Source organism: Paenibacillus alkalitolerans (assembly GCF_016482785.1).
GTDB lineage: Bacteria > Bacillota > Bacilli > Paenibacillales > YIM-B00363 > Paenibacillus_AE > Paenibacillus_AE alkalitolerans.
The window spans coordinates 24,580-37,590 of the sequence record NZ_JAEMXM010000001.1 but is presented as its reverse complement, the minus strand read 5'-3'; the positions used below and the strand labels follow the sequence as shown (position 1 = coordinate 37,590).

Annotated in this window: 11 protein-coding genes, 1 riboswitch and 1 other annotated feature; of the genes, 2 read left to right on the top strand and 9 right to left on the bottom strand. The window is 47.3% G+C overall.

Annotated elements, in window-relative coordinates; translation table 11 throughout:
• Positions 1 to 125 precede the first annotated feature (125 nt).
• The 7 genes from JET16_RS00160 to JET16_RS00130 all read right to left on the bottom strand — a co-directional run bounded on the left by JET16_RS00160 (position 126) and on the right by JET16_RS00130 (position 5,332).
• Positions 126 to 638: a serine hydrolase domain-containing protein gene (locus tag JET16_RS00160; RefSeq protein WP_199613565.1), complete on the bottom strand. Its 513-nt coding sequence runs from the start codon at positions 636 to 638 to the stop codon at positions 126 to 128.
• 38 nt (positions 639 to 676) lie between these two features.
• Complete coding sequence (locus tag JET16_RS00155; RefSeq protein ID WP_199613564.1) at positions 677 to 1,165, bottom strand: NUDIX domain-containing protein; 489 nt, start codon at positions 1,163 to 1,165, stop codon at positions 677 to 679.
• The gene (locus JET16_RS00150) at positions 1,162 to 1,692 is read right to left on the bottom strand and encodes a GNAT family N-acetyltransferase (protein WP_233530899.1); all 531 of its coding nucleotides are present in this window, start codon (positions 1,690 to 1,692) and stop codon (positions 1,162 to 1,164) included. The genes JET16_RS00155 and JET16_RS00150 overlap by 4 nt, the downstream gene beginning before the upstream one ends.
• Before the next feature lie 137 nt (positions 1,693 to 1,829).
• A complete protein-coding gene (locus JET16_RS00145; protein WP_199613563.1) occupies positions 1,830 to 2,687 on the bottom strand; it encodes a class I SAM-dependent methyltransferase in 858 nt (285 codons plus the stop codon).
• Positions 2,671 to 3,411, bottom strand: a complete 741-nt coding sequence (locus tag JET16_RS00140) for an AAA family ATPase (RefSeq protein ID WP_199614223.1) — start codon at positions 3,409 to 3,411, stop codon at positions 2,671 to 2,673. The genes JET16_RS00145 and JET16_RS00140 overlap by 17 nt, the downstream gene beginning before the upstream one ends.
• Positions 3,412 to 3,448: 37 nt before the next feature.
• The gene (locus JET16_RS00135) at positions 3,449 to 3,610 is read right to left on the bottom strand and encodes a hypothetical protein (protein ID WP_199613562.1); all 162 of its coding nucleotides are present in this window, start codon (positions 3,608 to 3,610) and stop codon (positions 3,449 to 3,451) included.
• A 51-nt stretch (positions 3,611 to 3,661) separates the two neighbouring features.
• Positions 3,662 to 3,740: riboswitch (ZMP/ZTP riboswitch) on the bottom strand.
• A gap of 47 nt (positions 3,741 to 3,787) precedes the next feature.
• Positions 3,788 to 5,332, bottom strand: coding sequence for a 2-isopropylmalate synthase (locus JET16_RS00130; protein ID WP_199613561.1), 1,545 nt, complete (start codon positions 5,330 to 5,332; stop codon positions 3,788 to 3,790).
• A 90-nt stretch (positions 5,333 to 5,422) separates the two neighbouring features.
• Positions 5,423 to 5,658: a binding site (T-box leader), on the bottom strand.
• 226 nt (positions 5,659 to 5,884) lie between these two features.
• Here JET16_RS00130 and JET16_RS00125 point away from each other — a divergent pair.
• Positions 5,885 to 7,102 (top strand): macrolide family glycosyltransferase, encoded by a 1,218-nt coding sequence (locus tag JET16_RS00125; RefSeq protein ID WP_199613560.1) that lies wholly within the window; start codon positions 5,885 to 5,887, stop codon positions 7,100 to 7,102.
• A 177-nt stretch (positions 7,103 to 7,279) separates the two neighbouring features.
• The gene (locus JET16_RS00120; RefSeq protein WP_199613559.1) at positions 7,280 to 9,607 is read left to right on the top strand and encodes a helix-turn-helix transcriptional regulator; all 2,328 of its coding nucleotides are present in this window, start codon (positions 7,280 to 7,282) and stop codon (positions 9,605 to 9,607) included.
• A 49-nt stretch (positions 9,608 to 9,656) separates the two neighbouring features.
• Here JET16_RS00120 and JET16_RS00115 read toward each other — a convergent pair whose 3' ends face one another.
• Both JET16_RS00115 and JET16_RS00110 read right to left on the bottom strand, forming a co-directional pair.
• Positions 9,657 to 11,228, bottom strand: coding sequence for an extracellular solute-binding protein (locus JET16_RS00115; protein ID WP_199613558.1), 1,572 nt, complete (start codon positions 11,226 to 11,228; stop codon positions 9,657 to 9,659).
• A 158-nt stretch (positions 11,229 to 11,386) separates the two neighbouring features.
• Entirely contained in the window at positions 11,387 to 12,904 is a 1,518-nt protein-coding gene (locus JET16_RS00110; RefSeq protein WP_233530898.1) for an extracellular solute-binding protein, read from the bottom strand.
• Positions 12,905 to 13,011 lie beyond the last annotated feature (107 nt).

Sequence of the window (13,011 nt, the reverse complement as noted above, 5' to 3'; positions counted from 1 at the left end):
GTATGCTCCGTCATGGCGCAGCCTTCGTTGGGAATATTTCCGGTCAATCCACCATGCGAACCCATAGCCTTCACGATACGGAGTCATTGCCTGCTCGAGCATCCGAGCTGAGACAAGCTTTTCGGTTAAAGCGCTTGGTCCCAAAGGAACAAGTCTTCTACCGTCGAATAGTGCCCGCCCGCAGAAAAACTACCGCTCATATCAATATATTCGCTTCTTACCAGTTCTTCCCCGTCCATCTGGTACCCGCACGCCATACCGTGAACCACTATCTTGTTGCCATCCACAACCGTTCCGTTCATTCCCAGCGGTTGAAAGATTTTGCTCTGCAGAAAGTCACGGTAACACAAGCCGGACACCCGCTCGATGATGAGGCCAAGCAAATAGTAGCCGGAATTGCAGTAAGCATAAGCAGTTCCCGGTTCGAAGGAAAGCGGCTTGTCTTTGAAGAGACCGATGACTTCCTCCGGGCTGAGCGTTGTGTTCGGAATTTGATGCTCGATGCTTGCGTAACCATACCCTCTTTTGAAAATGACCGTCCCTTCCTTAGCCACCAATACCGATCCGCTAAAAGGCCACGCTTCCACATACTCCGCAAGGTAATTTTCTATTTGAGCCGATACGCTTGTTTCCTCCATCCTGACCCTCCTACTGTTCCGGATACCGTTTCCATTTACTACTTGCAATCAACTTTTTCTAACTGTATCGTCTGTTCTTCCACAAAGTTTCGATAGTTCGGCCGGTTTCTGGAATAGTCGAGTATATCTTGAGTAATCTCAGGATACAGTTGAATCGATTTCAGCTCGGACAGCTGCACCCACTTAACACCAACCTGGTTCGGATCCGGATGATCAGGCATCTTCGGAACGGAACCTTCTTTTAATTTGCATGCAAAAGTAACTCCGACACTCGGAACCTCCCCATAGAGGAATCGATTGCGAACCGGTTCATATTGATAGACGAACGCGACCGGACCGACCTCGATTTCCGCCGACGCCTCTTCACGCGCTTCCCTTATCGCCGTCTCAATGAGAGTTTCCCCTGGTTCCATTCCACCCGCGGGCAAATTGTAATGCAGCCCGTTCTCATCCTGAAACTCGATCAGCAAGATAGCGTCATTTTCGATCACAAGCGCCGCCGCACGCAGTCTGACGTAATGCTTCATCCGTTCATTCCTCCATTGTTTGATTCCCTTTCCAGATGGAGCTCCATCGGCTCTGTGCATAACCGAAAGCCGGTCTTCCGGTAAAACGGTATGCTCTCTTCCGCCGGCCAGACAATAAGAAATTCAAGCTCACTTGCCTGCGCCCTTAGTTTGACGGCCTCCATCACTTTGCCGCCAATGCCGCGCGAGCGATATTCCGGCAGCGTGTATACATTGGTGACATAGCCGAACGGATGGGTCACCCTGCCCGGACGCGGCACTTTGTCGATCAATTGCACATAGACGTGAGAGACAACTTTCCCTTCCGCTTCCGCCACCCAGATTTTCCATCGGTCACTCTGAACCGCATCAATCAGAAACGCTCTGCATTCTTGAACAAAATCTTCAAATCTTACTGTCGTTTCCGTACGGTTCTCCCATGTGAAGTCCCACCGCATCCGTATTAACTGGTCGATATCCCGTTCAAGCGCCTCTCGAATAATGATCGTCATGTTCTCTTTCGCCTCATCTCTTGGAGTGTTTCTCAAACCGAATCCCCTTTCCAGTAATGTAGACTCAATCTACAACAATTCCCAAAAAAAGACATACAATGAATCTCGATTTCGCACCAGTCATTAACCCAAAAGTCGTGAAATATTTATTAACTTAAACCTTCCGTAATATTTTATGGAAACAACGGAGTATTCGCTTCGATCTTATCGGCTACAAGTGTATAGTAAGCAGGAAACTTGTTATTCTGTGGATGAGGTTCTTCTTCTAGGATTCTTAGATATAATCCCTGTTCAGCTATGGCGGTCAACATTTCTCCAAAAGTCCACTTTCTTAACAAAACCTTGTGCAATTCCGAACGATTATGTTCAGGGATAAAAGAGGTATATGCGATATCGTCTTCACGAAGCTCAGTATCGAAGTAATCTCCGTTTTCTCTTAAAACTATGCCATTTCCAGTATCGCTTAACAACTTATGTGCGAATGGATGGAAGTCAGTTAGAATGAATCGACCGTTAGGTTTAAGTATTCGAGCAACTACTGTGAAAATCAATTTCAAATCGGAAAAATAATGCAGAATACCGAATTCCATCAAAACAATATCGAAGTTTCCTAATTGTTCTTCAATTGGAATATTGAGAACATCGGCGTTTATATACTTCACTTTAACTCTTGCTGCTTTTGAAACTTCCATTGCGTATCGCATATTTTCTTCAGATATATCAACAATGGTTACTTCGGCGCCAAGTATTGCCAGAGGTATTGCCTTACTCCCCGTTGAGCCTAAGAGATTAATGATTCGCGCCCCTTTTGGCTCTCCCATGTACTTCAACCATCTGCGCAACGGATATTTGGGATCCTTTCTCAGCTTCTCCGCTTGTTCAATAGGAGTTCCAAAATGATTCATCCAAGCATCATATGCTTTCGTATTCCAAGCCAATTTGTTTGCTTCCGTCTGCTTCTCTTGCATCCAAACACCTCTCATAAATCCACAATAAATGGGAACTGCTGCTGCATCATTTCTCGTCTTCACGAAACAATTCCTCTAAAAACCTCTCCGTTCGATTCAGGAATCCTTTTGTAATTTGATAATGCTCCGTGTCTTCGTATCTGATGTCTTCAATTGAAGCGGAATCGAAGCTAAAGATGTTTGCATCCGGATACCCGAGCAATAATGGCGAATGTGTAGCGATAATAAATTGGGTATTGCGGCTGCTGACCAATTGATGAATAATTCGCAAAAAAGCGAGCTGACGCGCAGGTGACAACGCAGCCTCTGGCTCGTCCAGCAGGTAGATGCCTTTACTTCCGAATCGGTTTAAGAACAAGGACAAAAAGGACTCACCGTGAGATTGCTGGTGTAATGATCTGCCTCCGTAACCCTCATAATTAAATATTGGGTCATCCTTCGCTAACTGGTCGAGATGGGAAGCAAAATGATAGAAGCTTTCGGCCCTCAAAAAGAACCCCTGAGTGACTCTTGGAAGCCAAGATAGGCGGATGTAATCTCCCAATGCAGATTGAGATGAATCAACTTCGTGTGCATTGTTCCGCCCTCCGCCAGCAGTATTAAATCCACACTGGTACGCAATCGCCTCAAGTAAAGTAGACTTCCCGGAACCGTTTTCCCCAACGAAAAATGTCACTTGGCTATCGAAATCTAACGTGTCCATTCCTCTTATTGCCGGAACAGTGAATGGGTACGTTTCAAAATCCGTAATTTTTTCTTTGAGAAGAGTTACACTGCGTAAAAACAATTTATACTCACTCTCCATGACGGAAAACTTCCACTAATTAATGATGCAGCTCTCGAACAAGTTGGAAAGCATTTAGTTCATCTAACAAGTTAATGTAGCTTGCCTCACCATTCAAAATCTTTATGGGTAATTGATCTGCGGAATATATTCGTGCCTTCCTTTGATGTGGATTCATTCCATACCGGAGATTTATTTCCATCCAATTATACCCCTTTCGGAAAAAGAAAAAAGTACTTGGAATTAAATCCAAATACTTTGCCCAGGCGTACGGCTGTTATACTGTGTGCTTCCTCATGGTTCACCATGTTCACGCAGTAACACACAAGTTTGATTTGAGAAGATATTACCCTAATGCTCCATAATTTTCAAGCGAGGCTTATCCCTCCTTTCTATTATGAGCTTTGTCCAGCAATGCGGCGTTTATGGCGTTCAAGAAAGCAAGCGCACTAGCTTTAATAATATCCGTATCCATCGCGCGTCCTGAATATGTTTTGCCCTGATAGTCGATTTGTAAATTGACCCGGCCTACCGCTTCTTTCCCCCTGGATATACTGTTAATTTTGTAATGATGTAATTTTACTTCCAACCCGGTCAATGTTTTCAACACGGTGTACAGAGCATCGATCGGACCATCGCCAACTGCACTTCCCGTCAATGATTCGCCGTCTTTCTTCAATTCGACGGTTGCAGTCGGATATAGGTTATTGGTAATAACCTGGAACGATCCCAATTCGTACATAGGATTGTTGTTCTCGGCTTGTTCGCGATGAGAATTCATCAGATAAGATATATCGTGATCATAAACTTCTTTCTTCGCATCAGCCAGTGCCAGAAATTTCCGGAACAACGTTTCGAACGAAGCCTCATCGCCGCTGTCAAAGCCCATCTTTTCCACAGCATTCTTGAAGGCATGCCGACCGGAACGCGCAGTCAAAATTAATTCCATGCTCTCGGCCCCGACTTCCTCCGGGGAGATGATTTCGTAAACATTTTTATCCTTGAGCAGCCCGTCCTGATGGATGCCGGAGGAATGGGCGAAGGCGTTATCGCCGGTGATGGCTTTATTCACTTGGACATCCAATCCCGTCAAGTATGTTAAAAGTCTGGACGTTCTGAGCAGTTCCGTTGTTTTAATATTCGTTGAACAGCGGTAACGGTTCTGCCTTACTTTTAGAGCCATTACTACTTCTTCCAAAGAAGTATTGCCGGCTCTTTCTCCCAAGCCGTTAATCGTACACTCTATTTTCTGCGCTCCATTCTTGATTGCGCTCAGTGTGTTGGCCGTGGCCAACCCCAAATCATTATGGCAATGTACGCTAAGAATGACTTTGTCGTTTACGTTTTTCAACCGCTCATTAATTCTTCGGATTAAATCGCCGAATTCCTCGGGTTCGGTGTATCCGACCGTATCGGGAACATTAATGATCGTAGCTCCTGCTTTAACGACAGCTTCAATCGTATTCCATAAATATTCGAAATCCGCTCTGGAAGCATCCTCCGTGGAATATTGAACTTGCGGCAGCAACGATTTGGCATATTTGACGGCATCCACTCCCATTTGCATTATTGCATCCTTGGAACGGTTAAATTTTTTCTCCACATGGATGTTCGAAGTACCCAGTACAATATGGATGAACGGGTCTTGCGCAATTTTGACGCTCTCGTATACCGCATCTATATCCGACTTTACCGCACGGGCAAGTGCAGTGACAGATACACTGTCGCCCACACATCGCGCAACCTCATGTACCGCTTGAAAGTCGCCGGTTGAAGATGCGGGAAAGCCCGCTTCGATGATGTCTACCTGGAGCCGTTTCAGTTGTTGGGCGAACTCGATTTTTTGATAAACATTCATTTTTGCTCCCGGAACTTGTTCCCCGTCGCGTAACGTAGTATCCAATACAATTATATTTCGATCCATCTTCTGATCCTCCTCGTTAGTTTTCCCTGATCTATATGAAGCGGGGTTGATTAAACCCGGAATTTAATCAACAAAAAAACCCCGTCTCTGTATAGAGACGAGGTTGAACCCGCGGTACCACTCTAATTCATTTCGTTAAAGCGTGAAATGATCTCCTTCGATGGCCATCACCATCTATCCTTGTAACGGCGGAATCCCGGCTTACCCTACAATATCAGGCAGCTGTTCATAGACGAGTTCAAAGTAATCAACACTGCCGTTTCGCACCAAACAACGGCTCTCTGAAATGTTTTCTTACTCCTACTATTTCTAATCAACACATTTTGAATATGAAATTTAATGGAAATTATATGCAACTTTAGCAGCCTTGTCAAGGTTGCCTTTTGTTCTTTTTCAAGCAAGCAATGCACCAGAATATAGGGTTTTTGGTGAGCCGCCTTTACTTGTAACAGTTTTGCCACAACCCAAGAAAAAGTTTCCCACAGCAGGAGTTTCTTTTTTGACTCTATTCTCTTCCTTACATTACTATAAAATGGAAGGGAGTGATTAACCATGGGAAAAGTGCTGTTCATTAACTTTCCCGCAGAGGGACACGTGAACCCGACGGTAGGCCTGGTGAAGGAACTGACGCGCAAAGGAGAAGAAGTTACTTATTACTGTGTGGAAAAGTTCAGGGAGAGATTGGAAGGAGCCGGAGCTAACGTAAGGACGTATGAAGATTTTGTCGAAAATGAGATTATGAAAAAAGCCGCGAGCACGGGAGGACCCGGTCCTAATTCAGATCTGTCCATGTTCATGGAAATCATGCTGCGGAAATCGCATGAGCTGTACCTGACGATCTTGTCTCAAGTTCAAAACGAGAAGTACGATTATGTAATCAATGACCATATGTGCCTGGCGGGTTGGATGGTCGCGGAAAAGTTAGGACTGCCGAAGATCACCTCATGCACATCTTTCGCACTTCATCCTGACTTCGAAAGCCCGATGAAAAAATTGATTCCGCCGGATAAGTTTGCCGAAGTAACCCGCATGACGGAACAATGGATCGGGTTGATGAAATCGGAGCATGATCTGGATCTGAGCTTCCTGAGGAAGGCGTCTGGATTCTTTTGCCACCCGGTCGATATGACTGTCGTGTATACCTCGGCTTATTTCCAGCCAAATTCCGCATCGTTCGACGGCTCGTACCACTTCGTCGGCCCCTCCATTGCGCCGCGTAAAGACGCTCCTGAGTTTCCGCTAGAGGATTTAAAAGCGCGCAAAGTTGTTTATATCTCCATGGGTACGGTATTCAATCAACAGAAGCACTTCTATGAAATGTGTTTTGAAGCGTTTAAAGACCTCGATGCGGCCATCGTAATGTCTGTCGGAAAAAATACGAATTTGAGTGAGTTCTCATCCACTCCTGATAATTTCATCGTGAAAAACTACGTGCCGCAGTTGGAAGTACTGCAGATTGCTGACGTATTCTTTACCCACGGGGGTATGAACAGTACGAGCGAAGGGCTTTACTACGGCACACCGCTGGCTGTCATCCCGGTCTCCGCGGACCAGCCTATGGTAGCCCGGAGGGTATCCGAGCTGAAGGCGGGATTAACGCTCGATCTCACAGAAGTTTCCCCGGCTCTTCTGCGCGAAACGGCTGAAACGCTGCTTGCCGTCCCTTCCTTTAAACAACAAGCCGAAGCAATCGGCGCATCCTTCCGCGAGGCGGGCGGTGCTTACATAGCGGCGGATGTGATATTACAGTGGAGACATGCTTCGGTCTGAACACAAATAGCAGAATAAATTTCATACTTTCTTCTGGCCTGGGACCTCTCCCAAGGCTTTTTCTTTTCATCCGTAACTCCATAGTTTTGATGACGTAGACTCCCTCGTGCCCCATCATCCTGCTTTTGATGATATAATCAAATACGAATCTTACAAACAAACAGGGCGGTATAATCAATGTCCTTCTTGAAAGCGCTGACAGGGAGCTACTTTACAAAATTGGTCTTATTCGGCTTTTTCTTTGCAACCCTGCCCTTGCTAGCTTTAGGAATCTACTCATATACGACCACATTCGATATAATGCAAACACAGACGAAACGTGAAAATTTACAGTTGACCGTCCAGGTGCGGCTTACGGTGGAACAAGTGCTCGAAACGGCCACGCATTCGGTAACGCATCTATTAAACTCCTCTTTAGCGGAACGAAGCTTGGACACGAATTTCTCCGGACAGGACTTCCGGTTATATAACGATCTGACGGAGAGTCTCCGCCATCTGCAAACCTTTGATACCGGAATTCAAGACATCGTATTGATGAATGAGCGGCAGCACTGGGTGATCAACAACAACGGGTTATTCCGGTGGGACGATATGCATTTCGCGAATACTTACGCAGGCTACATGGACGCCTCGCATGATAAGTATTGGACGCTGCGTCTGAATACACCCTTCCCGGGCCAACCGGTCGCTTCGGACGCAATGTGCAACAGCCATATCGACTATGTCGTAAAGCTTCCGGTCAATAGATACGAGAAATACGGACTGGCCGTTACCCGAATTCCTGTATGCGAAATGCTTCAATTATTCCCGCAGACTTCCCATAACCGCATATACGTATTGGACGAAACCATGCGATTCATCGTTGCCGATCGTCACGAAATGTTGGGGCGTGCAATATCCGACGTGTTTCGCTTCACAGAAGCGCCGGACTTCTCCCCTCCCCAAGGATATTTTACAAGCAAGCTCGGTCAAGAGACGTTCGTCTTTACATATAATCGTTCCGAACTGAACGGGTGGACCTACTTATCCATGACATCATTGGAACAGCTTACGAGAGAGTCCCAACGCATCGGCTGGCTCACGGTCTATCTCTGTTTGGCGTTATTGCTCGGTGCCGGGGGGATCGTCTGCTTGATCTCGCTTCGTATGTATAGGCCGGTGCGAACGCTGCTCCGTTCCGTTGCACCCGACGATGCCGGCCGCGCATTGCAAAGAAAACATGACGAGTTTCAAACAATCGGATTGCAATTTCAACGATTGCATCAAATCAAGGACAAGCTCGTAACGGATCTATCGACGCATGTAAACCATTCCAAAAGCTACTTTCTATTACAGTTATACCAAGGCGACATCAGGCCGAAAGAAATTGAAGAAAAACTGCACACATTCGGTTTCTATCCCTATACGTCTCACTGGAATCAAATGGCTGTACTTACGATCCAGATCGACTCTCTTGAAAGTACTAGATATCAAGAGCCGGACCGGTCGCTGCTTCTATTTGCCGTCAACAACATTATCGGAGAGTTGATCCCTGATAGCCGCAGGCTCGCGCCCACGATTATAGGAGAATCGCAGGTTACATTAATCGGAGGAGAGGGTGAAGCAAGCGGCGAAACCGATTTTTCGGATCGCCTGGAGCATGATGCAAGCAGCATACAATCCACCGTACGATCTTATCTCGGTCTTTCGATAAGCGTATCGATCAGCCAGCCGTTCCAGGAATTCCGGGAAGCCCCCCGCGCCTTTCATGAGGGATTGGAAGCTTTGCAGCACCGGATGCGGCTTGGCAACGGCGCAATCATTCGTTACAACAGCTTGCCCCCTAACCAGAAATTCGCCATCGCTTATCCGAAACGGCTCGAGGATTCATTAACGGATGCCATACGATTAATGGATAAACAGAAAGCGCATGAATCGCTCGAGCTGCTGCTTGGAGAAATATTCACTGCAGAGCGCCACCCGATGGAATACCAGATTACGCTTGTCAGAGTGCTTAATCAATTAATCGTACTCATGCAAGAGCTTGGCGTCAGCTTAAACAGTGTACTGAGAGAAAACGAGTCGCCATATGACCGTTTGTTCCGGTTAAAGACGCCGTTCGAGATCGAAGCCTGGTTGAAGGCCGATATCGTAAAACCGATCATGGCCACGCTCGATGAACGAAAGAGTTCCCAGTACAAGCATCTGTCCGAAAGGATGATCGCAATGATCCATGACGAGTACGATACGGATTTAACTCTGGAAAAATGCTCGAAAGCTCTGCACTACAACATGAACTATTTAAGCGGCGTATTTCGGAAAGAGACAGGAATGTCGTTTAGCGAATATTTATCTATTTACCGGCTGCATATGGCTAAAAAATGGTTGACGGGAACCGACATGTCGATCAAAGAGATTGCGGAACGGCTGCAGTACAACAATTCACAGAACTTCATCCGTTCGTTCCGAAAATCGGAAAATATGACCCCGGGCGAATATCGAAAACAAACCGGGCACTCGGCTTAAAAAAAGAAAAGACGCGGAAGGAATCTCTCCGCCGCGTCTCATTTTGCGATTATTTGCTAGCCTGGTATTGCTCGTTAATCTCCTTAATCACTTTATCTCCGCCGTCTTTCAACCATTTATCGATCGCGGCTTGAAAGCCCGCTTCGTCCAAGTCACCCATCATAAACTTGTAAGTCGCATCCGTTATGATCTGCTGGAGTTGAACGCCTATCTGGTCTCTGGTTGGGGAACTGAAAGCCGCCGCAGGATCGTTAATCAGGATGTTGTTATTGTCGGCCATCGAATCTCTTGTTTTCTTGTCCAGTTCCGTCTCCGCGTAGGCGACCAATCCGTCGACGGTCTCCGGACCTCCGATTCTTAAACTTAAGAGCGGGCGAACTTGCCGGTCGTTAATCGCCGCTTTCTCCGGATCCTTGAACGACTTCGCTTGTCCATCAACGATTTCGTAATGCTCTCCTTCAATCCCGTAATGCAGCAGATTGTATATTTCCGGATTCATCAGTTGGTCGAAGAAAGCCAATACTTTCTTCAACTCCTCTTCGCTGCGTACGGACGATTTCGGGAATAATACCATATTCCCATACCCGGGTACTGACCATACGCCAAGCTCCCCTGTCGGACCCTTGATCCGGTTGACGACATCCAACACGGTTTCCGGCATCGACTCGACCATGTCACGTTGATACCCTGGCGCTGCACAGATGCAGCCGATGTACACCCCGGCTTTACCGGACTTGAACAAAGCTTCATGATCCGGCTTGCTCGTCACCGGGAAGTCGTGATTTATCAAACCCTCGGATTGCAGCTTCCTGAAAAACTTCATCGTTTCCATATAAGCCGGAAACATAAATTCCGGCCGAAGCTCGCCGTCCTGCTCACCCCAGTTGTTCGGGGTACCGAAATACGAGCTTACGGTTTTAAAAGCGCCGTAAACGAGGTCGCTTCGGTCCGCGAGGCCGATCGTGTCCTTCTGACCGTCGCCGTCCGGGTCTTGCTCTGTGAACGCTTTCATCATGTTGTATAGATCGTCGATAGTTTCCGGTGCTTTGAGATTCAACTTGTCCGCCCAATCCTTCCGGTAAATAACCCCTTGTCTGGATAACGGCGTCGCTTGATAAATTCCGTAAATTTTTCCGTCGATGGAACCGTTCTTCAGGACGAGCGGATCCAAATTGCGCAAATACGTGAACTCTTCGAGGTACGGCCCGATTTCCCAAAACTGTCCCGCGCGCAGCGCGTTTTTGAAATTGTTGTAAATCGCCAAGTTCCCCGCATAGATGGCTTGGGGCATCGTATCGGTTGCCATCGACGAAAGCACTTTCTCTTCATACGTCGCATTCGGCACCCAATTAATGTTCAATTTCGTATTCGTCTTCTCCTCGATTATCCGGAGAACTTTATCCTCCGGAAGCTCCGTGGTGTGCAGTACCGTCATGATACTCAGCTCGAAAGGCTTCTGAGTTGCAGGTTCATTTGTCGTTTCCGTCGAATTCACCTTTCCGCCCGGATCTGTCGGAGCGGCGCCTCCGGAACATGCTGCGTTTACGGCTAACAATACTATTGAGCTTACGAGCGCGAACCAACGCCAGCTTCCGTTACGGCTGTTACTTTTCTTCTTCATTCGATTGCGACCTCCTGTTTCCTTTGTTAATGAGATGCTTGCCTCGCCATCCCATCGTACGCAAGAAAGTAAGGAGACGACTATAATCCCAAGATTAGAACGCCTACATTTCATGCGGGTTTTTAGCAGAAAATGAAGAAATGATTGTGCTTGTGATATCAGTCAGCTGACGTTGCAGACCGGTACTGTTCGGTGAACTCTTTCATCATCCGTTCCCCGCCCTGCGTCCTCCAATCATTGACGGCATTCCGGAATCCGGCTTCATCGATTTGGCCCAGCATATATTGATAAGTGGCGTCTGTAATGATTTGCTGCAGCCGGCCCCCGAGCTCGTCGAACGTCCTGGATTCCAGTCCGACCGTCGGATCTTCGATTAAAAAACGCTCGTTATCCTCGATCAACTCATTCGCTTTGACGAATAAGTCGTCCGGCTCGTATTGCTTCAACTCGCCAATGGTGTTAGATCCACCGATTTGCAGCGACAGAAGCGGCTTCACCTCGGCGTCGATCATGTCCGAACTGGCGATAAGCTTGACGCGTCCGTCTACGACCGTGTAATGGCGATCCTCGATTCCATATTGCAACAGATGATAAATTTCCGGTTCCATCATCGCATCATAGAAGGATAACACCCGCTCCAGCTCCGCCTCGGTACGGATCGCCGATTTCGGGAAAAGATACGCCGCGCCATAGCCCGGTATGGACCATATGCCCAACCCGCGGGGACCTTCAATACGATTGAGAACGTCGAACTTTGCATTCGGGTTTGACTTTAACGCTTCTTTTGCTAGACCGTGTGCATCACCAAGCGAACCTATATAAGCGCCGGCAACCCCGTTGATGAACAAATTACGCTGCGCGCTCTTGCTCGTTACGGAGAAGTCTTCATTAATCATTCCTTTCTCTCGTAACGATTTAAAGAATTTCATTGTTTCCATGTAACCCGGAAACATAAACTCGGGTTCAATGCGGCCATTCCGGATTCCCCAATAATTCGGCGTACCGAAATATGACGCCACCGTCTTAAATGCGCCGTAAACCAAATCGTTACGTTCGGCTAACCCAATCGTATTTCGTTTTCCGTCGCCATCCGGGTCGCGTTCCGTGAATGCCGCCAACATCGCGTGAAGCTCGTCGACCGTCTTTGGAGGCTCCATCCCCACACGCTCCAACCAGTCTTTCCGGTAAATAACGCCCTGCCGGGAACGGGGACGTTCCTGATACAGTCCGTAAATCTTACCGTCGACAGCGGCAGTTCGAAGAACGGCATCGTCCAATCGGCGCAAGTTATCGTACTTATGCAGGTAAGGCCCAATCTCCCAAAACTTGTCATGCCGTATTGCATTTTTCAATTCCATATAAAATAACTGACTGCCTGTCGATACGACCATCGGAAGCGAATCCGTCGCCATTGCCGCATTCAGCTTCTCGTAATATATTTCACCCGGAATCCACTCCAATTCCAGCTTCGTGTTCGTCTTCCGCTCAACGATCCGCAGTACCTCGTCGCCGGGAAGCCTTGACGTATGCAGAACGGTCATAATACTGATGGTGAACGGCTCGCCTTCGGATTCTGGGTGAACCATATCTGCTTGTTGCCCGCATGCGGAAACGAAGAACATCAGTACGATAAGCAAGATGACGACTCTTATCCGCTGCCGCCTTAAATCCTTCATTGGTCCCCTCTCCCCCGATAAGTGAAATAAACAAAGACCGCTGCTGAAAGAGCGGCTGATGTTTGAGCAAGAGTTTAACATCATACAGAAGTAATGAATACTCCCGC